The organism is Serratia nevei, from assembly GCF_024160145.1.
GTDB lineage: Bacteria > Pseudomonadota > Gammaproteobacteria > Enterobacterales > Enterobacteriaceae > Serratia > Serratia nevei_A.
In genome coordinates, this window is sequence record NZ_JAMYWQ010000001.1 from 394,427 (window position 1) to 420,412 (window position 25,986).

The following is a 25,986-nucleotide window of genomic DNA, read 5'->3' on the forward strand; positions in this document are numbered from 1 at the left end:
GACCATAATGCGATACACCTCGCATTATTTGTGATGTAAGTCACTTTTTTATGCAACGAGATGGCAAGTTTCATTCATTTGTTTTTATACTGTTCTGCACTTTACCTACGATAAATTAGCGAGTGCCCAGCATGATCGATCCCCGCCTACCGCTTACCGACATTCACCGCCATCTCGACGGCAACATCCGCGCGCAGACCATTCTCGACCTCGGTCGCCAGTTCAATCTCGCCCTGCCGGCCAACGATTTGGAGAGCCTGCGCCCGCACGTGCAGATCACCCACGCCGAACCGGATCTGGTCAGCTTCCTGCAGAAACTGGACTGGGGTGTGGCGGTGCTGGGCGATCTGGACGCCTGCCGCCGCGTGGCCTATGAAAACGTCGAAGACGCCGCCAACGCCGGCCTGCACTACGCCGAGCTGCGTTTTTCCCCTTACTACATGGCGATGAAGCACCAACTGCCGGTTGCCGGCGTGGTGGAAGCGGTGATCGACGGGATCCGCTCAGGCTGCCGCGATCGCGACATCGACATTCGCCTGATCGGCATCATGAGCCGCACCTTTGGCGAGGCCGCCTGTCTGCAGGAATTGGAAGGGTTGCTGGCGCACCGCGACGGCATTACCGCGCTGGATTTGGCGGGCGATGAGCTGGGCTTCCCCGGCAGCCTGTTCCTCAACCACTTCAACCGCGCGCGCGACGCCGGCCTGCGCATCACCGTGCACGCGGGCGAAGCCGCCGGCCCGGAAAGCATTTGGCAGGCGATCCGCGAGCTGGGCGCCGAGCGTATCGGCCACGGGGTGAAAGCGGTCGAAGATCCGGCGCTGATGGATTTCCTGGCGGAACACGGCATCGGCATCGAGTCCTGCCTGACCTCCAACATCCAGACCAGCACCGTGCCTTCGCTGGCGCAGCATCCGCTGGGCACCTTCCTGCGTCACGGCGTACTGGCGTCGATCAACACCGACGATCCGGCGGTTCAGGGCATCGAGATCGAGCACGAATACCGCGTCGCCGCGCCGCAGGCCGGGCTGACGCCGGAGGAAATCCGCACCGCGCAGGAAAACGGCCTCAAGCTGGCGTTCCTCAGCGAGCAGGAAAAACGGGCGCTGCGCGCCAAAGTTCAGGGTTAACGCTCTTGATGGGCGCGATCATGCGCCCATCGTCATTTGGCTGCCAGCGCTTCCGCCTCGGCCCGCTGTTTGGCGGTTTTACGCGCATAGCGCTGCGCCAGCACCGCGCACACCATCAGCTGCACCTGGTGGAAAATCATCAGCGGCAGCACCATGGCACCCACCGCCGCGGCCGGAAACAGCACGTTGGCCATCGGGATGCCGTTCGCCAGGCTCTTTTTCGAGCCGCAGAAGACGATGGTGATCTCATCGGCGGTATTGAAGCCCAGCCAACGCGCCGCATAGGTGTTGATCACCAGCACCACCGTCAGCAGCACCAGCGACATCACCAGAATGGTCAGCAGCGACCAGCCGTCGATGCGGTGCCAAATCCCTTCCACCACCGCCGCACTGAACGCGGTGTACACCACCAGCAGGATCGACGAACGGTCGGTCAGGTTGATCAGCTTGCGATGGCGATCGACCCACTTGCCGATCAGCGGCCGTGTCAGGTGACCGACCACGAACGGCACCATCAGTTGCAGAATGATTGAACCGATGGCGTGCAGCACGTCGGTATTGCCGCCCTGGGTATGCATCAGCGCCCCCACCAGCAGCGGCGACAGGAACACGCCGAGAATGCTCGACGCCGAGGCGCTGCAGATCGCCGCCGCCACGTTGCCGCCCGCGGCCGAGGTAAAGGCGATGGCCGATTGCACCGTGGCCGGCAGTGCGCACAGGTAGAGGAAGCCGAGATAGACCGTCGGCGTCATGATGCCCGGCACCAGCAGGTTCATCGCCAGCCCAAGCAGCGGAAACAGCGCAAAGGTGCTGAGGAACACCAGCAGATGCAGCTTCCAGTGGCTCATGCCGGCGACGATCGCCTCGCGCGACAGCTTGGCGCCGTGCATAAAGAACAGCAGCGCAATGGCGGCGGTGGTCAGGTGTTCAAAGAAGGTTTTCCAGATGCCTTCGCAGGGGAACAGCGAGGCGACGATCACCACCAAAATCAGGACCAGCAAAAATTTATCAATGCGCAAACGCTGCAACCAGGACATGAAACGGATTTCCTTGCACGTAAAGTCGTAAAAAGGCCCGACGTTGCGCCGGGCCACTGGAGAAACGGGCGGTATCAGGCCACCGGCAGCGCCTGCTGCAGCCGGGCCGATTCCAACCCCAGTTCAATCAATGCCATCACCGCGATGGCGTCGGCGGCCGGCACCGGGTTTTCGCCGGTGCCGGCGATCGCTTCGCGCACCGCGGCGTAATAAGCCGGATAATTGCCGGGAATGTTGAGCAGCGGTTGCTCCGCCAGCAGATCGCCACGTGACAGCGTCACCACGCCGTCGCGCATGTCATAGCCCCAATCGGCCTGCGGCAGGCGCTCGCCGGCCTTCAGCCGGTCTTCCTGCGGATCCAGGCCGTATTTGATATAGCTGCCGTGGGTGCCATGCACCACGTAGCGCGGGCTCTCCGCCGCCGCCAGCATGCTGGCGTGCAGCACCACGCGACGATCGCCATAGCTCAGCAGCGCGTGGAAATAATCCACCGCCTGCGCCCCCGGCCGCAGCTCCCCCAGATCAACGAACAGCCGGTCGGGCTTGCCGAAGAGTTGCAGCGTCTGATCGAGCAAATGCGGCCCCAAATCGTACCAGATTCCGCTGCCGACGCCGCCTTGTTCGCGCCAGCGCTGGCGCACCTGCGGCCGGTAGCGATCGAAATGCGACTCGAAATAGACCACCTCGCCCAGCGCACCCTCATTCAGCAGCGCTTTGAGGGTGAGAAAATCGCTGTCCCAACGGCGGTTGTGGAACACCGACAGCAGCAAACCGCTCTGCTGCGCCTGCTGTTGCAGCGTCTGCGCCTGTGACAATGTCACGGTAAACGGTTTATCCACCACCACGTGCTTGCCGGCGGCCAGCGCCTGCTGCGCCAGCGGGAAATGCGTCTCGTTGGGAGTGGGGATCACGATCAGATCGAGGGTCGGATCGGCGAACAGCGCCTGCGCATCGCCCACCACCGCCATCGACGGCCAGTCGGCATGCACTTTGCCGGCATCGCTGCTGGCAACGGCGGCCAGCTCGAGCCCCGGTGTACCGGCGATCAGCGGCGCATGAAAGGTTTTGCCGGCGTAGCCGTAACCGACCAGCCCGACACGAATTTTTTCAGCCATGGGATTTCCTCTTGCAGGCTCACGACAGACCTTTCGATTTGACACCATGCGGCCGGACGGAACAAGAAGTAAATGAGATGTTAATTCGACGCGGGCTCAATACGGCGTCGAGTGGCCAAACGTGCGGCCACGCGCCGCGATGCCGCGCTATCCGGTTGATAGAGATGACGAAGCCCGCATTACCCGCTAAGCTATGCCGCCTGTGATCCCCGTTTCAATCAGGAAGCCTTTATGTCTCAAGCTGAATACTCTCGTATCGGCGGTTGGTTGCTGGCCCCGATGGCCTATCTGATCGTCACCCTGCTCAGCGCCAGCCTGATGCTGCTCCTGTACGCCATGGCGATCTTTATGCCCGAGTCGCGCGACTACCTGCTGACCAACGCCCAGGCGTTTACCCTGCAGTGGTATTTTTCGGTGCTGACCACGCTCTTGATGTGGTGCTTCACCCTGTGGTTGCTGTGGCTGTTTTGCCAGCGCTCGCAGCGCTTCCCCAAGCTGTTCTTGCTGTGGCTGCTGATCACGGTGATCCTGGCGGTGAAAGCCTTCGCCTTCGCGCCGGTGCCGGATGAAGTGGCGGTGCGCAGCCTCGGCTGGCCGCTGCTGATGGCGGCGTTGCTGGTGCCTTACATCAAGCGCTCGCAGCGGGTCAAAGGGACCTTTACCGAACGTTAAAGGCGGTTGCAGCACGTTTTATTGGGTGATTTGTGTAAATTTTCACCAAAAAAGGCAATACCCCTGCGATTCATATGTTGTCGTCCGGCCGCCGATTCCCGATAATAGGCGGCTTTTATTTTTTTAGGCATCGCAATGACCGAATACCTGCTCCTGTTTGTCGGCACCGTACTGGTGAACAACTTCGTTCTGGTGAAGTTTCTTGGCCTGTGCCCGTTCCTCGGCGTTTCCAAGAAGCTGGAAAGCGCCATCGGCATGGGAATGGCCACCACCTTCGTCATGACGCTGGCCTCCGTCAGCGCCTGGGTGATCAACACCTTTATTCTGGTTCCGCTGGATCTGGTTTACCTGCGCACGCTCTCCTTCATTCTGGTGATCGCCGTGGTCGTGCAGTTCACCGAGATGGTGGTGCGCAAAACCAGCCCGGCGCTCTACCGCCTGCTGGGCATCTTCCTGCCGCTGATCACCACCAACTGCGCGGTGCTGGGCGTGGCATTGCTTAACGTTAACCTCGGCTACAACTTCCTGCAGTCCGCCGTTTACGGTTTCAGCGCCGCCGCCGGTTTCTCGCTGGTGATGGTGCTGTTCGCCGCCATTCGCGAACGCCTGGCGGTCGCCGACGTGCCGGCGCCGTTCCGCGGCTCCTCGATCGCGCTGATCACTGCCGGGCTGATGTCGCTGGCCTTTATGGGCTTTACCGGGCTGGTGAAATTCTAATGACTGCGTTGTGGATCGCTATCGCGGCTCTGAGCGCGCTCGGGCTGCTGTTCGGACTGGTGCTGGGCTACGCCGCGCGCCGTTTTGAGGTGGAAGAGGATCCGGTCGCCGAGCAGGTCGACGCGATCCTGCCGCAGAGCCAGTGCGGCCAGTGCGGCTACCCCGGTTGCCGCCCCTACGCCGAGGCGGTGGCCAACGGCGAGATGATCAACAAATGCGCGCCGGGCGGCGAACAGGTGATGCTGAAACTGGCGGAGCTGCTCAACGTCGAGCCGCAGCCGCTGGGCAGCGAAGCCGCCGCCGAGCCGGAGCGTAAGGTGGCCTATATCGACGAGGCCAACTGTATCGGCTGCACCAAGTGCATTCAGGCCTGCCCGGTGGACGCCATCGTCGGCGCCACCCGCGCCATGCACACCGTCATCACCGACCTCTGCACCGGCTGCGATCTGTGCGTCGCCCCTTGCCCTACCGACTGTATTGAAATGAGACCGGTCGCCACCACCACCGCCAACTGGAAGTGGGACATGAAGACGATCCCGGTGCAAGTGATCCACGTGGAGCAACATGCTTAATCTGTTCGCCGCCTTTAAAAAAGACCGGATCTGGGATTTCGACGGCGGGATCCATCCACCGGAAATGAAAACGCAGTCCAGCGGTGCGCCGCTGCGTGTCGCTCCCCTGCCCAAGACCTTTATCATCCCGCTGCAGCAGCATCTGGGGCCGGAAGGCGAGCTGTGCGTCAATGCCGGCGATCGGGTGTTGAAAGGCCAGCCGCTGACCGTCGGCCGTGGCCGCACCGTGCCGATACACGCCCCGACCTCGGGCACCGTCAGCGCCATCACGCCGCACATCACCGCTCACCCTTCCGGGCTGACGGAACTGTGCGTGATTATCGAGGCGGACGGGGAAGACCGCTGGTGCGAGCGCGATCCGCTGGCGGACTACCGCCAGGCGCCCGCCGCAGAGCTGATTCAACGTATTCATCAGGCCGGCATCGCCGGTCTGGGCGGCGCCGGTTTCCCGACCGCCAGCAAACTGCAGGGCGGCATGAGCGGCGTGGAAACGCTGATCCTCAACGCCGCCGAGTGCGAGCCTTACATCACCGCCGACGATCGCCTGATGCAGGAACATGCCGACCAGATCATCGAAGGCACGCAGATCCTGCAACACATTCTGCAACCCAAGGTCACGCTGATCGGCATCGAAGACAACAAACCGGAGGCTATCGCGGCGCTGAAGCAGGCGCTGCGTGGCCAGTCCGGCATTGGGCTGCGCGTTATCCCGACTAAATACCCGTCCGGCGGCGCCAAGCAGCTGACCAAGATCCTGACCGGCAAGGAAGTGCCGCACGGCAAGCACTCTTCCGCCATCGGCGTGCTGATGCAAAACGTCGGCACCGCCTTCGCCATCAAGCGAGCGATCGTCGACGGCGAACCGCTGATTGAGCGCGTGGTGACCCTGACCGGCGACGCTATCGAGCGCCCGGGTAACCTGTGGGCGCGCATCGGCACGCCGGTGCAGCACCTGCTCGACTTCGCCGGTTTCCGCCCGCAGGCGCAGCAGATGGTGGTGATGGGCGGCCCGCTGATGGGCTTCACCCTGCCTGCGCTGAACGTGCCAATCGTCAAGATCAGCAACTGTATTCTGGCACCGACGGTCGATGAAATGACGCCGCAGGAGCCGGAGCAGTCCTGCATCCGCTGCGGTCTGTGCGTAGATGCTTGCCCTGCCGGGCTGCTGCCACAGCAGCTGTACTGGTTCAGCCGCGGCCAGGAACACGACAAGGCGCGCAACCACAATCTGTTTGACTGCATCGAATGCGGCGCCTGCGCGTTCGTCTGCCCCAGCAATATCCCGCTGGTGCAGTACTACCGCCAGGAAAAGGCCGAGATCAAGGCCATCGACCTGGAAGCCGCGCGCACCGCCGAGGCCAAGGCGCGCTACGAAGCCAAGCTGGCACGGCTGGAGCGCGAGAAGCTGGCACGCGAAGAGCGGCACAAAAAAGCCGCCGTCAAACTGACCGACGACGATCAGGGCGCGGTGCAGGCCGCGCTGGCGCGCGTGCGCAGCAAAAATGCCGAAGCGGCGGTCACGCCGGTCGAAGGCCAACAGCCGGATAACAGCGAGATGATCGCCGCCCGCGAGGCGCGTAAAGCGCAGGCGCGTGAACGCCGCGCCCAGTTGGCGGCCGAAGCAGAGCAAGCCTCACCGGCCGTTTCCGGCGATGACGCGCGCAAAGCCGCCGTGGCCGCAGCGCTGGCCCGCGTGAAAGCACGCAAAGAAGCGCCGGCCGCAGATGGCACTGCTCCTGCCGTAACAGAGGACGATCCGCGTAAGGCGGCGGTCGCGGCGGCTATCGCCCGCGCCAAAGCCAAGAAAGCCGCGCAGCAGGCGGACGCCCCTGCTCCAGCGGAAACGGCGCCGACAACCGCCGAGGAAGACCCGCGCAAGGCGGCGGTCGCGGCGGCTATCGCCCGCGCCAAAGCCAAGAAAGCGGCGCAGCAGGCGGACGCCCCTGCTCCAGCGGAAACGGCGCCGGCAACCGCCGAGGAAGACCCGCGCAAGGCGGCGGTCGCGGCGGCTATCGCCCGCGCCAAAGCCAAGAAAGCCGCCAGAGAATCGCTGGCGGCCGAAACGGAAGAAAAATGATCGACAGCGGCGCCGGGTTTACGCCGGGCGCTGCTTAATCGATAGAGATCAGGTAGGTGTAATCCACCTCAATCTGACGCAGTTTGGATTCCGGGTTCCACTCTTTGGTTTGAATGATCTCCATTTCCATGCTGCCGCGCACCTCATCCTTCAGCCCCGGCATCACATGCGACATCAGGTAACCGAAAAACTGCAGACACTCTTTCGCCGTGCCCTTATGGTTGATCGAGATAAACTCGCGGCTCGGCAGATGGAAGGTGTCTATCTGATGGTTGGAAAGAATATCCTTTTTGTGTTCGGGATCGACCGCCATCACCAGCGTGGATGACAGCTCGTCGCCTTCCCCGGCATGAGGGGAGTAGATGCTGTAAATCCGCCGGCAGTCGACGTGCAACCCCTTGAAAAAATCGTTGAAAATCTCGTCCTTCATCGCCATGCAGGAAGAGTATTCCAGCTCCTGTTCGGAGGCGAAATCCAGCCGACGCGTGAAGCCAACCAGCTGCATCTCGGGCAGCGTCAGCCGCTTCACTTCCGGGTAATAGCCGGCGCCGTAGCTGGCTTCGAAGTTAAAGCGCGGCATCAGGTTTTTCACGTCCCAGTGCTCCATCGAGCGGTAACGGTTGGGAGTGATGTTGAAGCGCTGCTTAAACATGCGGGTAAAGGTCTGCTGCGAGTCGAAGCCCAGCTCATCGGAAATGTCGATGATCGAGCGACGAGTGATGCGCAGCGCCACCGCGGCGCGCGTCAGGATGCGCGAACGGATATAGGTGGCGAGTTGAATGCCGGTAATACGCTTGAATTTACGCTGCAGATGCCACTTGGAATAGCCCGAAATACGCGCAACTTCATCCAGGTTTGGCCGCTTCTCCAGATGTATCTCCACCCACTCAATTAGCTCTTCAATAAAAAAAATGTCTTCATTTGTCATTATTATGGATTCACTAACTCAATAATGTCGCGATAGTAACCTACACAGATTATGTGAAAGTTGTTATTTTGTGCGAAAACTTGGAGAAAAATCATATCTCATTCATACGGTTACCCGGTTTTGTGCGGTCGATAGCGGCACAAGTTCCACTGACAATTCCTCACGTTAGCCCATTTTCCGGCCAAAAAAAAATCAAATTGCATTGCCCCGATCGCCGCGAATGCGGAAAGCCGAATACCCCTATGATTAAGGCGTATTACCCTCGCGCCGAATCAGGTAGAATGCTCGGCTATCATTTTTGCCGCGCCCGCAGAACGGCGCATCGAAACTGCCGCAGGCGCGGCGCAGAAGGTATCGTTACTCTATGAAGTTCAGGCCGGTATCACCCACAGCCGCCAAAGGCTTACACATCGCCAGCTCGCCGTTCACCCACAACCAGCAAAGCACCAGCCGCATCATGCTGTGGGTCATGTTGGCGTGCATTCCCGGCATCGCGGCACAGATTTGGTTCTTCGGCTACGGCGTGCTGATTCAGGTGGCGCTGGCGGCGATCGTCGCGCTGGCGGCAGAAGGCGCTATCCTCAGGCTGCGCAAGCTGCCGGTACGCAGCCGGCTGGCGGATAACTCCGCCCTGCTGACCGCGCTGCTGCTCGGCATCAGCCTGCCGCCGCTGGCCCCGTGGTGGATGATCGTCATCGGCACTTTCTTCGCCATCGTCATCGCCAAGCAGCTTTACGGCGGCCTCGGGCAGAACCCGTTCAACCCGGCGATGGTCGGTTACGTGGTGCTGCTGATCTCCTTCCCGGTACAGATGACCAGTTGGCTGCCGCCGGATGAGCTGCGCGCCACCGCGCTGTCGCTCCACGACACGCTGCTGGCCATTTTCAGCGGCCATACCTCGCAAGGCGCGACGCTGCACGAACTGCAGATGGGCGTGGACGGCATCAGCCAGGCCACACCGCTTGACGGCTTCAAAACCGGCCTGCGCAGCGGCCACAGCGTAGAACAGGTGTTGCAGCAGCCGCTGTTCGGCGGCGCGCTGGCCGGCATCGGCTGGCAGTGGGTCAACCTCGGCTTCCTGGCCGGCGGCCTGTTTATGCTGGCGCGCCGCCTGATCCATTGGCAGATCCCTTTCAGCATGTTGGCCGCCATCGCCTTCTGTTCCGGCCTGGCCTGGTGGATCGATCCGGCGCATCAGGCTTCGCCGCTGATCCACCTGTTCTCCGGCGCCAGCATGCTGGGCGCGTTCTTTATCGCCACCGATCCGGTCAGCGCCTCCACCACGCCGAAGGGCCGCCTGATCTACGGCGCGCTGATCGGCGTGCTGGTGTGGTTGATCCGCGTCTATGGCGGCTACCCCGACGGCGTGGCCTTCGCCGTGCTGCTCGCCAACATCACCGTCCCGTTAATCGACCACTACACGCAGCCACGCGTGTACGGCCATCGCTAAGGAGCCGCCATGCTGAATTCCATGAGAAAGCACGGCACCACGCTGGCGGTGTTCGCGGCGGTCACCACCGGCCTGACCGCCGTGGTTTACGCCCTGACGAAAACCACCATCGCCCATCAGGCGGCGCTGCAGCAAAAAGCGCTGCTCGATCAGGTGGTGCCGCCGGAGAACTACGACAACGTCATGCAGAACGAATGCTTCCTGGTCAGCGATCCGGCGCTGGGCGACGGCGCGCCGCACCGCTTGTACCTGGCGCGCAAAAATGGGCAACCGACCGCCGCCGCGCTGGAAACCACCGCGCCGGACGGCTACTCCGGCGCCATCAAGCTGCTGGTCGGCGCCGATTTCAACGGCACGGTGCTCGGCACCCGGGTGATTGAGCATCACGAAACCCCGGGGCTGGGGGACAAAATCGAACTGCGCATTTCCGACTGGATTTCCTTCTTCAGCGGCAAGAAAATCGAAGGCCCGGACGATAAGCGCTGGGCGGTGAAGAAAGACGGCGGCATGTTCGACCAGTTCACCGGCGCTACCATCACCCCGCGAGCGGTGGTCAATGCGGTACGCCGCACGGCGTTGTATATGGAAACGCTGCCGCCTAAACTTGAAAGCTTACCTGCGTGTGGAGCCAGCGAATGAGTGAAGCCAAAGAATTGATCGTCCAGGGGCTGTGGAAAAACAACTCCGCCCTGGTACAGCTGCTGGGCATGTGTCCGCTGCTGGCGGTGACCTCCACCGTCACCAATGCGCTCGGCCTGGGGCTGGCCACCACGCTGGTGCTGACGCTGACCAACGCCTCCATCTCCGCGGTGCGCCGCTGGGTGCCGAGCGAGGTGCGTATTCCGATCTACGTGATGATCATCGCCGCGGTGGTGAGCATCGTGCAGATGCTGATCAACGCCTATGCCTTCGGCCTGTATCAGTCGCTCGGCATCTTTATTCCGTTGATCGTAACCAACTGCATCGTGGTGGGCCGCGCCGAAGCGGTGGCCGCCAAGAAGCCGGTCGGCCTCTCGGCGCTGGACGGCATGGCCATCGGCCTCGGCGCCACCGGCGTGATGGTGACGCTGGGCTCGATGCGCGAACTGTTGGGCAACGGCACACTGTTCGACGGCGCCGATCAGCTGCTGGGCGGCTGGGCCAAGTCGCTGCGCATCGAAGTGGTGCATTTCGACAGCCCGTTCCTGCTGGCGATGCTGCCGCCGGGCGCCTTTATCGGCCTCGGGCTGCTGCTGGCGGTCAAATACCTGATCGACGAAAAAATGAAGGCGCGCAAAGCCCGCGCCGTGGCGGTGGAACCGCTGCTGGAACAAGGACGTGCTGAGAAGGCCTGATGAACAAGCAGAAGCGACTGGAAATTCTGACCCGGCTGCGCGACAACAATCCGCATCCGACCACCGAGCTGGTGTATACCACGCCGTTTGAGCTGCTGATTGCGGTGCTGCTGTCTGCGCAAGCCACCGACGTGAGCGTCAACAAGGCGACCGCCAGGCTTTATCCGGTCGCCAACACCCCCGCCGCCATGCTGGCGCTGGGGGTTGATGGCGTCAAGGAGTACATCAAGACCATCGGCCTGTTCAACAGCAAGGCCGAAAACGTGATCAAAACCTGCCGCATGCTGCTGGAACTGCACGGCGGCGAAGTGCCGGAGGATCGCGCTGCGCTGGAAGCGCTGCCGGGCGTCGGCCGCAAGACCGCCAACGTGGTGCTCAACACCGCCTTCGGCTGGGCCACCATCGCCGTCGACACCCATATCTTCCGGGTGTGCAATCGCACCCACTTCGCGCCGGGCAAGAACGTCGATCAGGTGGAAGAGAAGCTGTTGAAGGTGGTGCCCGCCGAATTCAAGGTCGATTGCCACCATTGGCTGATCCTGCACGGCCGCTACACCTGCATCGCGCGCAAACCGCGCTGCGGATCCTGCATTATCGAAGACCTGTGCGAGTATAAAGAAAAGGTTTATCCGGAATCCTGAGTCTGTGGGGTGCGGCAAACCGTACCCCACCGCGTCCTTTCCCCCGCCAACGCTTCTTTTTTATCAGAAATGTGATATCGCGCAGCAGTAACCCCGGCGTTATCGCGGTTTTCAGTGAAAAACTCAGTGTCGTGTTATTTTCAAGCGAAAAATTAGTCGAAAATTGCGGTGAACGTCACGCTTTCGGGATCACAAGGCGTTCACAAATGCCAGCCCCGTTTTCCTAAATTTCTATAATTTTACAAAACGCGCCATATACACAACATTCCAACGGATTAATAACCGTCAATACACTGATGCGCTAAAAAATAGCAATTCAGCAGAATATATCCCTGTTTAAAATCCGTATAGCTTTTAATCAAAACAAAAAATCGGTAAACCATTAAAACCCGAAAGTTAATACTGCATAACATTTGCAACATCACAGCATAATCCTGCGGGAGTGAAATGTAACCGAATATGACAAACTGCTTGCCACGTTGACAAAGATAGTGAACATTAACCGCCGTCCCCATCCTATAACAACGCAAAAGGATGCCGTTCCGCATCAACTTTTGTACTTTCCCGTCCTCCAAAGACGGGCTGCGAAAAAACAGAGGTACCAGTGTCAACAGCAAACAACCAACACCCGGAGAGCGTGAGCCTTAACGCGTTCAAACAGCCGAAAGCGTTCTATCTGATCTTCTCGATCGAACTGTGGGAGCGTTTCGGCTATTACGGCCTGCAGGGCATCATGGCGGTTTATCTGGTCAAGATGCTCGGCATGAGCGAAGCCGATTCCATCACCCTGTTCTCTTCCTTCAGCGCCCTGGTATACGGCTTCGTCGCCATCGGCGGCTGGCTGGGCGACAAGGTGCTGGGCGCCAAGCGCGTGATCGTGCTCGGCGCGCTGGTGCTGGCCGCCGGTTACGCCATGGTGGCTTACTCCGGCCACGACATCTTCTGGGTCTACATGGGTATGGCGACCATCGCCGTGGGCAGCGGCCTGTTCAAGGCCAACCCGTCCTCCCTGCTGTCCACCTGCTATGAGAAAGACGATCCGCGTATCGACGGCGCCTTCACCATGTACTACATGTCGGTGAACATCGGTTCCTTCTTCTCCATGCTGGCCACCCCGTGGCTGGCGGCGAAATACGGCTGGAGCGTGGCGTTCTCCCTGAGCGTGGTCGGCATGCTGATCACCCTGGTCAACTTTATGATGTGCCACAAGTGGGTGAAGGAAAACGGTTCCAAGCCTGACTTCAAGCCGCTGCATCTGCCGAAACTGCTGATGGTGCTGGTCGGCATCGTGGCGCTGATCGCCGTGTCCAGCTGGCTGCTGCACTACCAGGTGATCGCGCGCTGGGCGCTGGCCCTCGTTTCCGCCGGTATCGTATTGGTGTTCGCCAAGGAAACCTTCGCCCTGCACGGCGCCGCACGCCGCAAGATGATCGTCGCCTTCCTGCTGATGCTGGAAGCGGTGGTGTTCTTCGTGCTGTACAGCCAGATGCCAACCTCGCTGAACTTCTTCGCCATCCATAACGTGGAACACAGCATCTTCGGCGTTGCCTTCGAGCCGGAGCAGTATCAGGCGCTGAACCCGTTCTGGATCATGCTCGCCAGCCCGATTCTGGCCGCGCTGTATAACAAAATGGGCGATCGCCTGCCGATGCCGCACAAGTTCGCTTTCGGCATGATCCTTTGCTCCTGCGCCTTCCTGGTGCTGCCATGGGGCGCCAGCTTCGCCAACGAACAGGGCATCGTGTCGGTCAACTGGCTGATCCTGAGCTACGCGCTGCAGAGCATCGGCGAGCTGATGATTTCCGGCCTGGGTCTGGCGATGGTGGCACAGCTGGTGCCGCAGCGTCTGATGGGCTTCATCATGGGCTCCTGGTTCCTGACCACCGCCGCCGCCGCGCTGATCGCCGGTAAGGTTGCCGGTCTGACCGCCGTCCCGAGCGACATCAACGATGCGCACGCTTCGCTGGCCATCTACAGCCATGTGTTTATGCAGATCGGCATCGTCACCGCCGTCATCGCTATCCTGATGATGCTGACCGCGCCGAAGCTGTACCGCATGACGCTGGACACCACCGAAGACGCCAATCAGAAAGCGCAGGAAGCCACCGCGGCTCGCTGATCGCCGGCAGATTGCGCGTAAATAAAAACACCGGGGTTAACGCCCCGGTGTTTTTTTATGCCTGCAAGAAAAAGGCTTACGCTGACTTGGGTTTGCCGCTCAGGTTGGCCCACATGAATTCGCTTACCAGCGCGCTGTGGAACGCCGCCTGTTGCTTATCGGCGGCGGCGCTGTGCCCGCCTTCGGTGTTTTCATAGAAATAGGCCTGCTGATACCCCATCGCCTGCATGCGCGCCGCCATTTTGCGGGCGTGGGCCGGGTTGACCCGATCGTCGCTGGTGGCGGTATAGAACAGCACCGGCGGATAGGCCGTCTGCGCCTGGATGTTGTGGTACGGCGAGAAGGTCTTGATGTAGGCCCACTCCTCCGGCTTGCTCGGGTCACCGTATTCGGCGATCCACGACGCGCCGGCGGAAAGCCGGGTATAGCGCTGCATGTCCAGCAGCGGCACTTCGCAGACGATGCAACCGAACAGCTGCGGATACAGCGTCAGCATATTGCCCACCAACAGGCCGCCGTTGCTGCCGCCGCGCGCCCCCAAATGCGGCGCCGAGGTCACCTTGCGTGCGATGAGATCTTCGGCCACGGCGGCGAAATCCTCGTAGGCGCGATGGCGGTTCTGCTTGAGCGCCGCCTGGTGCCAGGCCGGGCCGTATTCGCCGCCACCGCGGATGTTGGCCACCACGTACACCCCGCCACGCTCCAGCCAGGCCGGCGCCTTGCCGCCGAGATAGCCCGGCAGCAGCGGCACTTCAAACCCGCCGTAGCCATACAGCAGCGTCGGCGTGCTGCCGTCCGGTTTGAGATCTCTGGCGGCAATCTGGAAATACGGCACGCGGGTGCCGTCCTTGGAACGCGCAAAATGCTGGCTCACCTGGTAGCCTGATGCGTCAAAATCCTGCGGCGCCTGTTTCAACAGCGTCGCCTCACCGCCGTCGAGGTTACCCATGTACAGCGAGGTCGGCTGCAGGAACCCGCTGACGGTCAGAAAATAGGCGTTGCTCTCTTCGTCAATGCCGCCGGCGGAAATGGTGCTGATGGCGCCGGGGTTGCCCAGCGGGCGACGTTGCCAACTGCCGCCCTGCGGCGTTAGCACTTCCAGCCGGTTAACCACGTTATCCATGATGCTGAGGATCAGATGATCGCGGGTGCCGCTGTAGCCGCTCAGCGCCTGCTCCGCCGTTGGGGTAAACAGCAGCTGCAGCTCGCGCTTGCCCGCCAGATAGTCATCGAAGTTGGCCGCCAGCAGCGCGCCGGACGGATAACGCTTGCCGCCCACCTCCCAGTCGCTGCTCGGTTTGATCAGCAGCCATTCCCGATGCGTATCCAGCTCGGCGTCGGCCGGGATGTCGATTTTGATCCGCCGGTCGTCCTTGGTCAGCAGGAAATAGTCGCGGCGGTAGAAATCCAGGCTGCGGCCGACGAAATCGCGCTCAAAGCCCGGCGTGCGAACGTGATAGGCGAAGACCGCCATGTCCTCGGGCTGCGCTTCGTACAGCGTTTCGGCGGCGCTCAGCGGCGTGCCGCGCCGCCAGCGTTTGGCGATGCGCGCATAGCCGGATTGGGTCATCGAGCCGGGGCCAAAATCGGTGGCGATAAACAGCGTGTCCCGATCGATCCAGGAGACCCGGCTTTTCGCCACCGGCACATTGAAGCCGTCCTTGACGAAGCGTTTGGCCACCAGATCGAATTCGCGGATTTCGGTGGCGTCGCCGCCGTCCGGCGACAGCTGCATCAGGCAATAGCGGTATTCCGGCGCCAGCGGCTGCGAGCCCTGATAAACCCACTCCTTGCCCTCCGCCTTGCCCAACGCATCGATATCCAGCACCGTTTCCCAGGCCGGCTTGGGCTTGCGGTACTCGTCCAGCGTGGTGCGCCGCAGCAGGCCGCGCGGGTTGGCCTGGTCCTGCCAGAAGTTGTAATAGTAGTCGCCGCGTTTGCTCACCCACGGGATCTGGGTGTCTTTATTGAGGATATCCAACACCTCGCGCTCAATGCGCTGAAAGTCTTCGCCCTCGGCAAAGCGCGCCACGGTGCGCTGGTTTTCCCGCTGCACCCATTGCAGCGCCTTTTTACCCTGCAGCGCCTCCAGCCACAGGAATTCATCGCCGGCGGCCGCGCCGCCCTCCGCCGCCATCGCCAGGCGGATACTGTTGGGTAATGAAGTCATCGCGAATACGGCTCCTGCGGTTTGTGCACTGAGTTTAATAAACTGACGTCGATTGGTGACCGGCAAGATCAAGCTCCTTTTGAGTAGGCTGCAACGCCACCCCGTCGTGGGCGCACGCCTGTGAAATAAGAGTCATTTTCAACAAGGTAGGCGTTTGGCAGCGCGGAGTCAAAGCCCGTGCCCGCCGCGTTGAGTCAGGATTGAGGATAGTGGATCAGATCGTGGATGCGCACCGTTTGTGAACTGGCGTTGCGGTAAGCGTGCGGCCGATCGGCCTGAAAGCGCATCGCCTCACCGGCGGCCAGGCTGTGCCATTCGCCGTCTATCGCCAACTCCAACCGGCCGCTGATCACGATGACATGCTCGATCACGCCCGGCTCATGGGGCGACGACTCGCTGAGCGCGCCCGGCGCGAGATCGATGACGAACATATCGAAACCCAGCTGGCGATCGTAGGGAAACAGCGGCACCACGCGCATATCGGCGTTGTCCTGATCGTACACCGGCAGATCGCCGTAACGGTGCAGCGTCGCCTGCTGCTGCGCGGGGGAGGCCTCAAGAAAAGCGGAGAACGCCACGTTGAAACCGGTGGCGATCTTCCACAGCGTCGCCACCGTCGGGCTGGATTCGCCGCGTTCGATCTGCCCGAGCATCGCCTTGCTGACGCCGGTGTATTCCGCCGCCTGAGTCAGGCTCCAGCCGCGCTGCGCGCGCAGCGTGCGAAGGGTGTGCGCCAAATGGCCGGCAAGTTCCTGCATCCAGTTCTCCTCTGCGTGTCGAGCCCGATTATACCTGCTTGTGCGCTATAGCGCACGGTGCTATGCTGATTTCTCAACGTGCGTTATAACGCACAATCACCGATTGGAGCTTTTCATGCGCCCAGCCCTCTCCCTGCGCCACCTGACCCTGCCCGCCGTGATGGCCGGCTTTGTCACCGTTCTGGTGGGTTACACCAGCTCTGCCGCGATCATTTTCCAGGCCGCCGCCGCCGCAGGCGCTACGCCGACGCAGATCGGCGGTTGGCTGAGCACGCTGGGGATCGCGATGGGCGTCACCTCGCTCGGGCTATCGCTTTACTATCGCACGCCGATCCTCACCGCCTGGTCGACGCCCGGCGCGGCGCTGCTGGTCACCAGCCTGCCCGGCACGCCGATCAACGAGGCGATCGGGGTATTTATCTTCGCTTCCGGCCTGATCCTGCTGTGCGGCGTCACCGGGCTGTTCGCCCGCCTGATGGACTCTATTCCGCAGGCGATTTCCGCGGCCATGCTGGCGGGGATCCTACTGCGTTTCGGTCTGGACGCCTTCGCTTCGCTGCAGCTCAATTTCCTGCTGAGCGCCGGCATGGGGCTGGCTTATCTGCTCAGCCGCCGCTATCTGCCTCGCTACGCCATCATGCTGACGCTGGCGGCCGGCCTGGCGATCGCCGCGCTGCAGGGTGATATCCATCCGTCGCAGCAGGCACCGGCGTTCGCCATGCCGGCATTTATCACGCCGCACTTCAGCTGGCCAACGCTGCTGGGCATCGGCGTGCCGTTCTTCGTGGTGACCATGGCTTCGCAGAACGCTCCCGGCATCGCCACACTGCAGGCGGCGGGCTACCGCGTGCCTACGTCATCACTGATCGCCTGGACGGCGCTCACCGCGCTGCTGCTGGCGCCGTTCGGCGGCTTCTCGGTGTGCATCGCCGCCATTACCGCCGCCATCTGCATGGGGCCGGACGTGCATCCCGATCCGCAGCGGCGCTACATGGGCGCGGTGGCCGCCGGCGGCTTCTATCTGCTTGCCGGGCTGTTCGGCGGTGCCATCGGCCTGCTGTTCAGCGCGCTGCCGCTCGCCCTGATCCACACCATCGCCGGGCTGGCGCTGCTCGGCACCCTCGGCGGCAGCCTGCAGCGCGCGCTGCATGACGAAAAACAGCGCGACGCAGCGCTGATCGCCTTCCTCATCACCGCCTCCGGCGTCACGCTGCTCGGCATCGGTTCAGCCTTCTGGGGCATCATCGGCGGCGCTATCGCCCATCTGCTGCTGTCGCTGCCGCGGCGAGGAACGGCAGCATAAAATGCCAAACGCACGCCGTGGATTGACAAGCGCGGCGGCGACGCCTTCACTTGGTGGGCACACTGCGATTCCCGCACGAGGCCCGCATGAAAGAAAAGGAACAATGGTCCCAGGTCGATCGCTATATCGTCGACAGCCTGGTAGAACAAGATGATGCCCTGCTGCAGGCGCTGGCGGCCAACGCCGCCGCCGGGCTGCCGGCGCATGATGTGGCGCCGAACCAGGGAAAACTGCTGCAGCTGTTTGCCCGCATGGTGAACGCCAAACGCATTTTGGAAATCGGCACGTTGGGCGGCTACAGCACCATCTGGCTGGCGCGCGCGCTACCGGCGGATGGCCGATTGATCACGCTGGAAGCGGATGAAAGCCATGCCGCCGTCGCCCGCCAGAACATCGCTCGCGCCGGTCTCGATGGCCAGGTCGAGCTGCGCGTCGGCCCCGCCATGACTCACCTGCCGACGCTGCAAGCCTTGGCTCCTTTCGATCTGATCTTTATCGATGCCGACAAACCCAGCAACCCGGACTACCTGCGCTGGGCGCTTAAACTCGCGCGCCCAGGCACAGTGATTATCGGTGACAACGTGGTGCGCGATGGCGCCGTCACCGACGCCGCCAGTACGGACGCCCGCGTACAAGGCGTACGCGAGTTCTTCACCATGATGGCGCAGGAACCCCGCTTGACCGCCACCGCCTTGCAAACCGTGGGCAGCAAGGGCTGGGATGGATTTTCCCTGGCTATCGTCAACTTTTAAGTGACAATGTCACCAAGGAAACCTATGACTGAGAAAGCTGCGCTGTTAGCTCAGCGCTTGATACGCAATGTCGATCGCGTAGAGAAAGACCATGACCGCCGCCCACCATTGTATGACAGCGTCGGCGCCCGCCTCGGCACCGGCACCGCCGCCGACAAGCTGGGCGCTTCCTTCGATTGCGTGGCGCCGGGCATGCGCTCCTGCCCCTACCATTTTCACTACGCCCAGGAGGAAATGTTCATCATTCTGGAAGGCAGCGGTACGCTGCGGGTGGCCGGAGAAATGCTGCCGATCGTCAGTGGGGATGTCATCTTTATTCCGCCGGGCCCAGAGTACCCGCACCAGTTCATCAACACCTCCGAGGCGCCGCTGAAGTATCTGTCCGTCAGCACACGCGAGCAGCCGGAGTTGGTAATGTATCCGGACTCCGGTAAATACCAGGCGATGGCGCGCGGCGCCGACGGCGAGCAGGTGCGTTACCTGCAGCGCCCTTCAGCCTCGCTCGATTACTGGCAGGATGAACCCTGAGTCCCCGTCCGGCAGCGGGAGATCCAACGCACGCGCCGCCAGCTCGGCGACGCGAAAATCGATGTCCGCTGCCTGCCCATCTTCCATGAACCAGGCGGCGGAGAGCCCCGACCAGGCCAGGATCCATTGCAGCAGGCGCCGGCGCTCCAGCCCGGCCAACTGGCACACTTGTTCCACGCGGCGGTGGAAAATGGCCGGATCGGTGGCAACGCCGTAGTTGGGATTGCAGAAGATGTTGGCGTAATCGAAGCCTCGTTCACCGTACAAACGCTTGGGATCGATCGCCAACCAGCCGCGTGCGCCGAAGTCCAGCACGTTGTCATGGTGGATATCGCCGTGCAGCACGCTCTCTTCTCGCGGGCTGCTCAGCAACTCCGCCGCCGTACTGGCGCTGAGGCGCAACATGCCACCGTGCGCCTGCGCCGCCGGCCACAGCGAGCCGAACCACTCCTGCAGCGGGATCAGCTCGGGCAACGGCGCGGCACGCGGCGCGTGCAAGGCAGCAATCGCCCGGCACAGGATCTGCGTGGCCAGCGCATCGTCGCCGTCGCGCACCAGCTGCGCCAACGAGCCTTCACCCTGCGCACGCTCCAGCAGAATGCCGTCGTCGTGCCATGCCAGCACCTGCGCGGCGCCTTCTCCGCGCCACCAGCACATTAGCTGGCCGCCGAAGCGCTCTTCCTGCTCGCGGGCGATTTTCAGCATGGCGGCCTCGCCCCGGTAACGCACCGGCATCAGCAGGCTGCTGTGGGTTTCGAAGGCTTTGCCGTCCTGTTCCAGTTGCCAGCGTTGCAGGTAGGGAGTAAAACGCGGGTTCATCGTCTCATGCGTCCTTGTGGCCGATCTGCGCCGCACTGTCACATTCGCGTGAGAGACGACGTATAAAATAAAGAGGGATGATACTCTCAAATATCATCGGTGTGCGGCGTCTGGCCGCCGTTTCCTCAGTATCCTAACCAAGTTTGTCGATTTTATTAACCGGTCTTGCGCGGGGTTTGATCATGACATCATTAAAACGCACGAATTATCCGCAGTTGCCTACGCCGGGCGGCCCCTATGTACATGCGGTGCGCCACGGCGATCGCCTGTACGTGTCGGGATTGACGGCCTTCGCCACCGATGCGCAAGGCTTGAGCGCCCCGGAACAGGCGCAGGAGATCCTAGAACAGCTGGCGACCATCGCCGCCAGCGAAGGCGTGAATCTCAAGGCATTGATTAAAATCAGCGTGTTCCTGACCGACATTGCCGATCTGGCGGGCGTTCGCCCGGTGCTGTTTGACTATTTCGATGGCGCGCTGCCGGCCTGTTCACTGATGGCGGTCAGCGCGTTGTTCTCACCGCAGGTGTGCGTCGAGATAGAAGCGGTGATGGCGTTGCAATAATGTGCGGCTAGAGCGCGCCTTCATCCGGCACGCAGGGGCCGATCTTGAACCAGGCTTTGGCTATCTGCCCCTGTTCCACTTCATAGATGGCGATGACATCCATTTTGCCGCGCCCCTGCGGGAAGTTGCGCGTCACCACTTCCTGATCGACCACCATGTTCCCCACCGCCATGCGTTTTATCCGTTCGCCGTACAGACTCGGCTCCTGGAAACGCACCAGATGCCGTTCGCGGATCGCCGCCTTGCCGCTGGCCAGCAGCGTGTCGGGATGCTCGTAATACTGCGCGTCGTCCGCCCAGCAGGCCATGAAGGCGTCGATGTCGCGGGCGTTATAGGCGTCAAGCTGTTGTTGAACCACATCCTGCGGGCGTACCGTTTTATCGTTCATCACATCCTCCTGCCGAAGTTAACCGCCGCATGTATCGAACCCCTCACGTTAACCGCCCAGTGCTGCAGCTTGATGACACGGCGACAATTGAATAAAAACCCAAAAATAGCGAATAAATAACCTATCACGACCAATAAACAATTCAAGCACCCGCGCGCACATTTTCTGCGCCGCGCCAGGGGCGTGAAAACCGCATGACGCCGCGCGTTAATTTTTGCGGCAGTTGGGGAAATTCTGCTAATTTAACGTGAACAGCCTGATGACACGAAACGCTATGCAGCAAAAACCGGTGTTGGACGAAGCCAGACAATTGAAGCGACTCAACGCCGCCACGCGGCGTCAGTCCCATATGTACAAGTGGATCGCGCTGATCGCGGCGCTGGATGCGCTGTTGGTGTTTTGGTATGACCGTGATATGCGCAACGTCACCTTCTCGGGAGCGGTTGCGCTGGTGTGCGGCTACCTGTGGATCCGCGATCGCAACAAGGCCCGGGGTTACCGGCGCGAGTTCGACCGCAAATTCGGCAAGCGCAGCGGCGATTAAGGCTGCATCGCTTCCAGCACTTTAGCGCTGTCGACGATCTGCACGAACTTCACGATTTTACCGGCGCGCAGCGTATAAATATGCGCAAAAGAAGCGCTGAAGGATTTGCCGGTGGCGCGGTAGGTGCCGTGATAAAAACCTTGAGCGATCACATTGTCGCCGGCGTCGTAAAAGTGATCGACGTCGGCGCGGTAACCTTGCCATTCGCTGCCCAGGCGCTGATGCACGTTCTTGATGATATTCTCCGGGCCGATATAGGTGCCGGCGTAGGGGAAACCGGCGGCTTCAGTCCACTCGGCATCCGGGGCCAGCGCCGTCAGCAGATTACGGCCGTTTTCTTCGGAGCTGCCTTCATAGGTCGCGCGCACTATCTCAAGAGGGGTTGGCATGTCTCTTCTCCAATGGCTGATCGGGATATTCCGGCCATCTCCGCGGACACAGGCTCACACCAAGCGGAGACGGCGGAATGCGGCTATTCTAGGTTGCTTGTTTCGCTGCAAAAACCGCAGTTATGACAATAGTGGGTTGCACTTTAGTAAACAATAGTCGTTTTTCTGTCATTCTCCCGGCATCCGACGCGGCTATGCTGATTGGCCGCCCCCCCAACAAAAGCTGAACGTGCCCTTACCCTCGTGTCGGACGACGGTTCGCATGACGTGGCGCATCTGCATCGGGTCTCGCCGGATCAGCAAGCTGGAAGGCGCTGACCCGGCTGGAATGGGCGCCGGCGGATATCGCGGCGGTGGCTCACGCTATCGAAGCGCACAGTTTCTCCGCCGGCATCGGCTGGAAGCCAAGATCCTGCAGGACACCGATCGCCTCGACGCCATTGGCCTGATCGGCGTGGCGCGCTGTTTCTATATCGATCGGCGGCCGCATGCGTAGCGCGCTGTAGGGCGCCGCCGGGCGGCAGATGGCCGAACAGCGAATCGAACGCATGCGGCGCTTTGTCGACGAGCGGCTGGAAGAGGTGTAAGCCAATTCACGGGCGCATTTTCGTTACCGCCATAACATTTTCGGTCACATAACGCCGCTAAACTGTAAGTCAACTTCACCGAACGGGCGGCAAAGATGAAAAAGTTGACGTTGAAAGAGATGACGGAAAGCGAACAACGGGAAGTCAAAACCGAGCTGGACAAGGCGCGCAAAAGCCACGGCCGGCCGCTGACCAATGCCGAGCAGCATCAGGTCAAAGGCCAGGTGGTGGCGCGCATCATGGCCGCCAGAGAAAAGCTCGCCAAAGCCGAACGCGCAGAGCGCAAGGCCAACCGCTACCGGCCGAGCGGCGACACCTTCAGCTGGTCCGCCACCATCGGATCCCGCCCGCCGCGCTGAACACGCCAAGAACTCCCCGCCGCTGCGGGGAGTGTTATTTATTAGCCAAACTCATCCCCGCTGACAAATCATGAATAACAATGTTATCAATCTGTTGTAAATTGACAGCCTGATGAAGAATATTCATTATCACCCCACTTCCCCTTTTCACGAGACCGCCATGGCCTACCCACGCAACGCTGACATTCTGATGACGCCCGCGTTGCCTATTGGCGGTTTGGCGGCGGTAAAATCGAAGAAACAGACGCTCATTTGACCGGGGCGGGCTGTCCCGTCAGATGAGCTGACTGGATGGCACGCAACGCCCCGCCTTCAATTTTCTCATCTGGCTTCTCTGTCGGTCACACAGAAGGAATATTTTATGGCCTCATTTTCGGGTATTTGGGTGGCGATGGTTACCCCTTTCAATCACGATGCCGTCGATCTGCCGGCGGTGAAACGCCTGGCGCGGCACCTGCTCGACGCCGGCATCGAGGGTCTGGTGGTGTGCGGATCCACCGGTGAAGCCGCCGCGCTGAGCAAAGAAGAACAGCTGGCGGTACTCGACGCCGTGCTGGAGGTGGCGCCTGCCCGACAGGTGGTGATGGGCCTGTCCGGCAATAACATGGCCGCCACGTTGCAGATGCAGCAGGCCATTCAGCTGCGCGACATCGCCGGCGTGCTGATCCCGGCGCCTTACTATATCCGCCCTTCGCAATGCGGCCTGATCGACTATTTCACCCAGTTGGCCGACGCCGCAACCGTGCCGGTGATCCTGTATAACATTCCGCAGCGCACCGGCATCGCCATGGAGCTGGACACCTTGCGCCAGCTCGCGCGCCACCCGCGCATCACCGCCATCAAGGACTGCGGCGGCAATCCTGACGCCACCATGGCGCTGATCGCCGACGGCGAGATCGATGTGATGACCGGGGAAGACAATCTGATCCTCACCACGCTGTGTCTCGGCGGCACCGGCGCCATCTCGGCCGCCGCGCATGTTCACCCGGCGCGGTTCGTCCAACTGGTGCAACAGGTCGCCGCCGGCGATCTGGCTGCGGCGCGCAGTAATTTCTATCAGTTGCTGCCGATGATCCACCAGATGTTCAGCTTCCCCAACCCGGCACCGGTCAAAACGGTGCTGGCTCAGCAGGGGCTGATCGCCAACGAACTGCGTTCGCCGATGCAGGTAGCGCCGCCTGCGCTGCAACAGCAGATCGCCGCAACGCTGGCGCAGCTGCAGCCCGCCGAGGCGCTCATCGGTTAAATTTGTTAGCTAACCCGCTGTAATTTTGGCGCTATGGGACTAGGATGAGAGGTTAAGCATGCCCGTCATTCGTCATCAACAAGGAGCTTCCGATGAAACTGTTCTATAAAGCCGGCGCCTGTTCGCTGTCCCCGCATATCGTGCTGCGTGAGGCAGGGCTGGATTTTACGGCGGAGAAGGTCGACCTGGCACAGAAGAAAACCGAGAGCGGCGCCGATTACCTCACCATCAACCCCAAGGGACAGGTACCGGCGCTGCAGCTGGATGACGGCAGCCTGCTGACCGAGGGTGTGGCAATAGTGCAATACCTGGCGGACCGCGTGCCGGACCGCAACCTGATCCCGGCGGCAGGCACGCTGTCGCGCTACCACGCGATCGAATGGCTGAACTACATCGCCACCGAGTTGCACAAAGGGTTCAGCCCGCTGTTCAACCCGAAAACGCCGGAAGACTACAAAACCATCGCGCGCGCCAAGCTGGAGCAGCAGTTCAGCTATCTGGATTCAGTGCTGGCGAAGCAGCACTTCCTGTTGGGAAGCCGTTTCAGCGTGGCCGACGCCTACCTGTTCACCGTGTTGCGTTGGGCGTTCGCCCTGCAGTTCGACGTACGCCAGCACGCCCATCTGGCGGCCTGGTTCGATCGCGTTGCGGCGCGCCCGGCGGTAGATGCGGCGCTGAACGCCGAAGGATTGAAGTAAACATTTGGCCCCGGCGACAGCCGCCGGGGCCAAATGCCACTTACAGTTTGACCGCTTTGAACTCGCTGCGCGGCTGCACGATCCGATCCTGCGCCGCCACCACCTGCAGTTCGTACTCGCCCATCTCCTGCGTGGTCAGCATCACCTCATACACGGCTGCGGTCACGTGCTCCAGCGCTTTATCCAGCGCCTCACCCTTCAGCAGATCCACCAGCAGCAGACCGCTGGTCAAATCGCCGACGCCGACCGGCTGACGCGCGCCGAAGTCCACCAGCGGCCGGCTGATGTGCCAGGCCTCGTCCGCCGTCACCAGCAGCATTTCGAAACAGTCGGCGTGATAGCCGGCGCGGGCCAGGTGCTTGACCAGCACCAGCCGTGGCCCTTTGGCGATCAGCACGCGGGCGGCCTGCACCGCATCGGCCACATCGGCGACGGCCATTTGGCTCAGCATCTCCAGTTCCAGCAGGTTCGGCGCCATCATGTCGCTGCACGGCAGCGCCTGGCGACAGTGGAACTCGGCCACGCCCGGCGCCACAATGCAGCCCTTTTCCGGATGCCCCATCACCGGATCGCAAAAATACCAGGCGTTCGGGTTGGCCTGCTTAACCTGACGCACAATCTCCAGAATATGGTCGCCTTGCTCCGGGGAACCGATATAGCCACTCAGCACCGCATCACAGCGCTTCAGCTGATCGATATTGGCGATGCCCTGGGCTATCTCGGTCAGGTGGCTGGCCGGCATGACGCAGCCGGTCCACTGGCCGTATTGCGTATGGTTGGAGAACTGCACCGTGTTCAGCGGCCAGACGTTGACGCCCATGCGGCGCATCGGGAACTCCGCCGCACTGTTGCCGGCGTGGCCAAACACCACGTGTGACTGGATAGAAAGAATATTTTTCATCGACAGGACTCGTTCGGAATACGGCAGCCGGGCGGCTGCCCAAAAATAAAGGGGCCGCCAGGCTGTCTCTTCTACACAAATCCCCAGGTCAGTTGTCTGGGGATTTTTTTGAATCTTTTCACCTGTTCCCGATCTGATATGAAAATTATCGGCGGGAGATAGCTATGTTTTTATCCAATACTGCACAAT

27 protein-coding genes and 1 pseudogene are annotated in these 25,986 nt (G+C 61.4%); 19 read left to right on the forward strand and 9 right to left on the reverse strand.

What is annotated here, in order from left to right; translation table 11 throughout:
• The first annotated feature begins 131 nt into the window (after positions 1 to 131).
• On the forward strand, positions 132 to 1,130 hold the full coding sequence (gene add / locus M6G53_RS01750; protein ID WP_253328498.1) for an adenosine deaminase: 999 nt from the start codon (positions 132 to 134) through the stop codon (positions 1,128 to 1,130).
• Between the two features lie 32 nt (positions 1,131 to 1,162).
• On the opposite strand, the gene M6G53_RS01755 is transcribed toward add, so the two are convergent.
• Together M6G53_RS01755 and M6G53_RS01760 are read right to left on the reverse strand one after the other, a co-directional pair.
• Positions 1,163 to 2,167: a bile acid:sodium symporter family protein gene (locus M6G53_RS01755; protein ID WP_253328499.1), complete on the reverse strand. Its 1,005-nt coding sequence runs from the start codon at positions 2,165 to 2,167 to the stop codon at positions 1,163 to 1,165.
• Positions 2,168 to 2,241: 74 nt separating this feature from the next.
• Positions 2,242 to 3,282 (reverse strand): oxidoreductase, encoded by a 1,041-nt coding sequence (locus tag M6G53_RS01760; protein WP_253328500.1) that lies wholly within the window; start codon positions 3,280 to 3,282, stop codon positions 2,242 to 2,244.
• Positions 3,283 to 3,513: 231 nt separating this feature from the next.
• Here M6G53_RS01760 and M6G53_RS01765 point away from each other — a divergent pair, with 231 nt between their 5' ends.
• The 4 genes from M6G53_RS01765 (at position 3,514) to rsxC (ending at position 7,320) form a co-directional block, all read left to right on the forward strand.
• Entirely contained in the window at positions 3,514 to 3,954 is a 441-nt protein-coding gene (locus tag M6G53_RS01765; RefSeq protein ID WP_047567683.1) for a DUF2569 domain-containing protein, read from the forward strand.
• 135 nt (positions 3,955 to 4,089) lie between these two features.
• The gene (gene rsxA, locus M6G53_RS01770; RefSeq protein ID WP_004938443.1) at positions 4,090 to 4,671 is read left to right on the forward strand and encodes an electron transport complex subunit RsxA; all 582 of its coding nucleotides are present in this window, start codon (positions 4,090 to 4,092) and stop codon (positions 4,669 to 4,671) included.
• Positions 4,671 to 5,243, forward strand: coding sequence for an electron transport complex subunit RsxB (gene rsxB / locus M6G53_RS01775; protein WP_004938428.1), 573 nt, complete (start codon positions 4,671 to 4,673; stop codon positions 5,241 to 5,243). Before rsxA ends, rsxB begins: the two co-directional genes overlap by 1 nt.
• The gene (rsxC, locus tag M6G53_RS01780) at positions 5,236 to 7,320 is read left to right on the forward strand and encodes an electron transport complex subunit RsxC (RefSeq protein WP_253328501.1); all 2,085 of its coding nucleotides are present in this window, start codon (positions 5,236 to 5,238) and stop codon (positions 7,318 to 7,320) included. The genes rsxB and rsxC overlap by 8 nt, the downstream gene beginning before the upstream one ends.
• 34 nt (positions 7,321 to 7,354) lie before the next feature.
• On the opposite strand, the gene M6G53_RS01785 is transcribed toward rsxC, so the two are convergent.
• Positions 7,355 to 8,248 carry a helix-turn-helix domain-containing protein gene (locus M6G53_RS01785; RefSeq protein WP_253328502.1) on the reverse strand — a complete coding sequence of 298 codons (894 nt, stop codon included), beginning with the start codon at positions 8,246 to 8,248 and terminating at the stop codon, positions 7,355 to 7,357.
• A 364-nt stretch (positions 8,249 to 8,612) separates the two neighbouring features.
• On the opposite strand from M6G53_RS01785, the gene rsxD reads away from it, so the two are divergent.
• The 5 genes from rsxD (at position 8,613) to dtpA (ending at position 13,792) form a co-directional block, all read left to right on the forward strand.
• On the forward strand, positions 8,613 to 9,698 hold the full coding sequence (gene rsxD, locus M6G53_RS01790; protein ID WP_033638411.1) for an electron transport complex subunit RsxD: 1,086 nt from the start codon (positions 8,613 to 8,615) through the stop codon (positions 9,696 to 9,698).
• A 9-nt stretch (positions 9,699 to 9,707) separates the two neighbouring features.
• Positions 9,708 to 10,337 (forward strand): electron transport complex subunit RsxG, encoded by a 630-nt coding sequence (gene rsxG, locus M6G53_RS01795; RefSeq protein WP_033652583.1) that lies wholly within the window; start codon positions 9,708 to 9,710, stop codon positions 10,335 to 10,337.
• Positions 10,334 to 11,032, forward strand: a complete 699-nt coding sequence (locus M6G53_RS01800) for an electron transport complex subunit E (RefSeq protein ID WP_038873082.1) — start codon at positions 10,334 to 10,336, stop codon at positions 11,030 to 11,032. Before rsxG ends, M6G53_RS01800 begins: the two co-directional genes overlap by 4 nt.
• The gene (gene nth, locus M6G53_RS01805; protein WP_004938407.1) at positions 11,032 to 11,673 is read left to right on the forward strand and encodes an endonuclease III; all 642 of its coding nucleotides are present in this window, start codon (positions 11,032 to 11,034) and stop codon (positions 11,671 to 11,673) included. Before M6G53_RS01800 ends, nth begins: the two co-directional genes overlap by 1 nt.
• 604 nt (positions 11,674 to 12,277) lie before the next feature.
• On the forward strand, positions 12,278 to 13,792 hold the full coding sequence (gene dtpA, locus M6G53_RS01810; RefSeq protein ID WP_253328503.1) for a dipeptide/tripeptide permease DtpA: 1,515 nt from the start codon (positions 12,278 to 12,280) through the stop codon (positions 13,790 to 13,792).
• A 76-nt stretch (positions 13,793 to 13,868) separates the two neighbouring features.
• Here dtpA and M6G53_RS01815 read toward each other — a convergent pair whose 3' ends face one another.
• Positions 13,869 to 15,962, reverse strand: coding sequence for a prolyl oligopeptidase family serine peptidase (locus M6G53_RS01815; RefSeq protein WP_253328504.1), 2,094 nt, complete (start codon positions 15,960 to 15,962; stop codon positions 13,869 to 13,871).
• A gap of 194 nt (positions 15,963 to 16,156) precedes the next feature.
• Complete coding sequence (locus M6G53_RS01820) at positions 16,157 to 16,720, reverse strand: helix-turn-helix domain-containing protein (RefSeq protein WP_033638405.1); 564 nt, start codon at positions 16,718 to 16,720, stop codon at positions 16,157 to 16,159.
• A gap of 115 nt (positions 16,721 to 16,835) precedes the next feature.
• On the opposite strand from M6G53_RS01820, the gene M6G53_RS01825 reads away from it, so the two are divergent.
• From M6G53_RS01825 to M6G53_RS01835, 3 genes are all read left to right on the forward strand, one after another.
• Complete coding sequence (locus M6G53_RS01825) at positions 16,836 to 18,023, forward strand: benzoate/H(+) symporter BenE family transporter (RefSeq protein ID WP_253328505.1); 1,188 nt, start codon at positions 16,836 to 16,838, stop codon at positions 18,021 to 18,023.
• A gap of 86 nt (positions 18,024 to 18,109) precedes the next feature.
• The gene (locus M6G53_RS01830; protein ID WP_253328506.1) at positions 18,110 to 18,775 is read left to right on the forward strand and encodes an O-methyltransferase; all 666 of its coding nucleotides are present in this window, start codon (positions 18,110 to 18,112) and stop codon (positions 18,773 to 18,775) included.
• A gap of 24 nt (positions 18,776 to 18,799) precedes the next feature.
• Positions 18,800 to 19,303, forward strand: a complete 504-nt coding sequence (locus M6G53_RS01835; protein ID WP_253328507.1) for a cupin domain-containing protein — start codon at positions 18,800 to 18,802, stop codon at positions 19,301 to 19,303.
• Here the strand turns inward: M6G53_RS01835 and M6G53_RS01840 are convergent.
• Positions 19,268 to 20,122 (reverse strand): aminoglycoside phosphotransferase family protein, encoded by an 855-nt coding sequence (locus tag M6G53_RS01840; protein WP_253328508.1) that lies wholly within the window; start codon positions 20,120 to 20,122, stop codon positions 19,268 to 19,270. The two genes, M6G53_RS01835 and M6G53_RS01840, sit on opposite strands and share 36 nt — an antisense overlap.
• Positions 20,123 to 20,304: 182 nt before the next feature.
• On the opposite strand from M6G53_RS01840, the gene M6G53_RS01845 reads away from it, so the two are divergent.
• On the forward strand, positions 20,305 to 20,685 hold the full coding sequence (locus tag M6G53_RS01845; protein ID WP_253328509.1) for a RidA family protein: 381 nt from the start codon (positions 20,305 to 20,307) through the stop codon (positions 20,683 to 20,685).
• Between the two features lie 7 nt (positions 20,686 to 20,692).
• Here the strand turns inward: M6G53_RS01845 and M6G53_RS01850 are convergent, their stop codons facing one another.
• A complete protein-coding gene (locus M6G53_RS01850; RefSeq protein ID WP_253328510.1) occupies positions 20,693 to 21,073 on the reverse strand; it encodes a nuclear transport factor 2 family protein in 381 nt (126 codons plus the stop codon).
• Between the two features lie 274 nt (positions 21,074 to 21,347).
• Here M6G53_RS01850 and M6G53_RS01855 point away from each other — a divergent pair, with 274 nt between their 5' ends.
• The gene (locus M6G53_RS01855; protein WP_004938382.1) at positions 21,348 to 21,617 is read left to right on the forward strand and encodes a hypothetical protein; all 270 of its coding nucleotides are present in this window, start codon (positions 21,348 to 21,350) and stop codon (positions 21,615 to 21,617) included.
• On the opposite strand, the gene M6G53_RS01860 is transcribed toward M6G53_RS01855, so the two are convergent.
• The gene (locus tag M6G53_RS01860) at positions 21,614 to 22,006 is read right to left on the reverse strand and encodes a nuclear transport factor 2 family protein (RefSeq protein ID WP_253328511.1); all 393 of its coding nucleotides are present in this window, start codon (positions 22,004 to 22,006) and stop codon (positions 21,614 to 21,616) included. The two genes, M6G53_RS01855 and M6G53_RS01860, sit on opposite strands and share 4 nt — an antisense overlap.
• A 234-nt stretch (positions 22,007 to 22,240) precedes the next feature.
• Between M6G53_RS01860 and M6G53_RS25645 the strand changes: the two are divergent.
• From M6G53_RS25645 to gstA, 4 genes and pseudogenes are all read left to right on the forward strand, one after another.
• Positions 22,241 to 22,593: pseudogene (locus M6G53_RS25645) on the forward strand (HD domain-containing protein); the annotation flags it as partial.
• A 95-nt stretch (positions 22,594 to 22,688) separates the two neighbouring features.
• Positions 22,689 to 22,952: a YjbD family protein gene (locus M6G53_RS01870; protein WP_253328513.1), complete on the forward strand. Its 264-nt coding sequence runs from the start codon at positions 22,689 to 22,691 to the stop codon at positions 22,950 to 22,952.
• Between the two features lie 361 nt (positions 22,953 to 23,313).
• On the forward strand, positions 23,314 to 24,198 hold the full coding sequence (gene dapA, locus M6G53_RS01875; RefSeq protein WP_253328514.1) for a 4-hydroxy-tetrahydrodipicolinate synthase: 885 nt from the start codon (positions 23,314 to 23,316) through the stop codon (positions 24,196 to 24,198).
• A 92-nt stretch (positions 24,199 to 24,290) separates the two neighbouring features.
• Complete coding sequence (gstA, locus tag M6G53_RS01880; protein ID WP_253328515.1) at positions 24,291 to 24,896, forward strand: glutathione transferase GstA; 606 nt, start codon at positions 24,291 to 24,293, stop codon at positions 24,894 to 24,896.
• A gap of 40 nt (positions 24,897 to 24,936) precedes the next feature.
• On the opposite strand, the gene pdxY is transcribed toward gstA, so the two are convergent.
• Positions 24,937 to 25,797 carry a pyridoxal kinase PdxY gene (gene pdxY / locus M6G53_RS01885; protein ID WP_049273332.1) on the reverse strand — a complete coding sequence of 287 codons (861 nt, stop codon included), beginning with the start codon at positions 25,795 to 25,797 and terminating at the stop codon, positions 24,937 to 24,939.
• Positions 25,798 to 25,986 lie beyond the last annotated feature (189 nt).

Coding starts and splice junctions, on each gene's coding strand:
- M6G53_RS01785 (WP_253328502.1), bottom strand. CDS start 8,248: ATGACAAATGAAGACATTTTTTTTATTGAAGAGCTAATTGAGTGGGTG.
- M6G53_RS01850 (WP_253328510.1), bottom strand. CDS start 21,073: ATGAACGATAAAACGGTACGCCCGCAGGATGTGGTTCAACAACAGCTT.
- M6G53_RS01755 (WP_253328499.1), bottom strand. CDS start 2,167: ATGTCCTGGTTGCAGCGTTTGCGCATTGATAAATTTTTGCTGGTCCTG.
- rsxD (WP_033638411.1), top strand. CDS start 8,613: ATGAAGTTCAGGCCGGTATCACCCACAGCCGCCAAAGGCTTACACATC.
- M6G53_RS01820 (WP_033638405.1), bottom strand. CDS start 16,720: ATGCAGGAACTTGCCGGCCATTTGGCGCACACCCTTCGCACGCTGCGC.
- nth (WP_004938407.1), top strand. CDS start 11,032: ATGAACAAGCAGAAGCGACTGGAAATTCTGACCCGGCTGCGCGACAAC.
- rsxB (WP_004938428.1), top strand. CDS start 4,671: ATGACTGCGTTGTGGATCGCTATCGCGGCTCTGAGCGCGCTCGGGCTG.
- M6G53_RS01840 (WP_253328508.1), bottom strand. CDS start 20,122: ATGAACCCGCGTTTTACTCCCTACCTGCAACGCTGGCAACTGGAACAG.
- M6G53_RS01835 (WP_253328507.1), top strand. CDS start 18,800: ATGACTGAGAAAGCTGCGCTGTTAGCTCAGCGCTTGATACGCAATGTC.
- add (WP_253328498.1), top strand. CDS start 132: ATGATCGATCCCCGCCTACCGCTTACCGACATTCACCGCCATCTCGAC.
- M6G53_RS01825 (WP_253328505.1), top strand. CDS start 16,836: ATGCGCCCAGCCCTCTCCCTGCGCCACCTGACCCTGCCCGCCGTGATG.
- M6G53_RS01800 (WP_038873082.1), top strand. CDS start 10,334: ATGAGTGAAGCCAAAGAATTGATCGTCCAGGGGCTGTGGAAAAACAAC.
- rsxG (WP_033652583.1), top strand. CDS start 9,708: ATGCTGAATTCCATGAGAAAGCACGGCACCACGCTGGCGGTGTTCGCG.
- gstA (WP_253328515.1), top strand. CDS start 24,291: ATGAAACTGTTCTATAAAGCCGGCGCCTGTTCGCTGTCCCCGCATATC.
- rsxA (WP_004938443.1), top strand. CDS start 4,090: ATGACCGAATACCTGCTCCTGTTTGTCGGCACCGTACTGGTGAACAAC.
- M6G53_RS01860 (WP_253328511.1), bottom strand. CDS start 22,006: ATGCCAACCCCTCTTGAGATAGTGCGCGCGACCTATGAAGGCAGCTCC.
- M6G53_RS01830 (WP_253328506.1), top strand. CDS start 18,110: ATGAAAGAAAAGGAACAATGGTCCCAGGTCGATCGCTATATCGTCGAC.
- M6G53_RS01845 (WP_253328509.1), top strand. CDS start 20,305: ATGACATCATTAAAACGCACGAATTATCCGCAGTTGCCTACGCCGGGC.
- M6G53_RS01815 (WP_253328504.1), bottom strand. CDS start 15,962: ATGACTTCATTACCCAACAGTATCCGCCTGGCGATGGCGGCGGAGGGC.
- M6G53_RS01765 (WP_047567683.1), top strand. CDS start 3,514: ATGTCTCAAGCTGAATACTCTCGTATCGGCGGTTGGTTGCTGGCCCCG.
- pdxY (WP_049273332.1), bottom strand. CDS start 25,797: ATGAAAAATATTCTTTCTATCCAGTCACACGTGGTGTTTGGCCACGCC.
- M6G53_RS01870 (WP_253328513.1), top strand. CDS start 22,689: ATGAAAAAGTTGACGTTGAAAGAGATGACGGAAAGCGAACAACGGGAA.
- M6G53_RS01760 (WP_253328500.1), bottom strand. CDS start 3,282: ATGGCTGAAAAAATTCGTGTCGGGCTGGTCGGTTACGGCTACGCCGGC.
- rsxC (WP_253328501.1), top strand. CDS start 5,236: ATGCTTAATCTGTTCGCCGCCTTTAAAAAAGACCGGATCTGGGATTTC.
- dapA (WP_253328514.1), top strand. CDS start 23,314: ATGGCCTCATTTTCGGGTATTTGGGTGGCGATGGTTACCCCTTTCAAT.
- M6G53_RS01855 (WP_004938382.1), top strand. CDS start 21,348: ATGCAGCAAAAACCGGTGTTGGACGAAGCCAGACAATTGAAGCGACTC.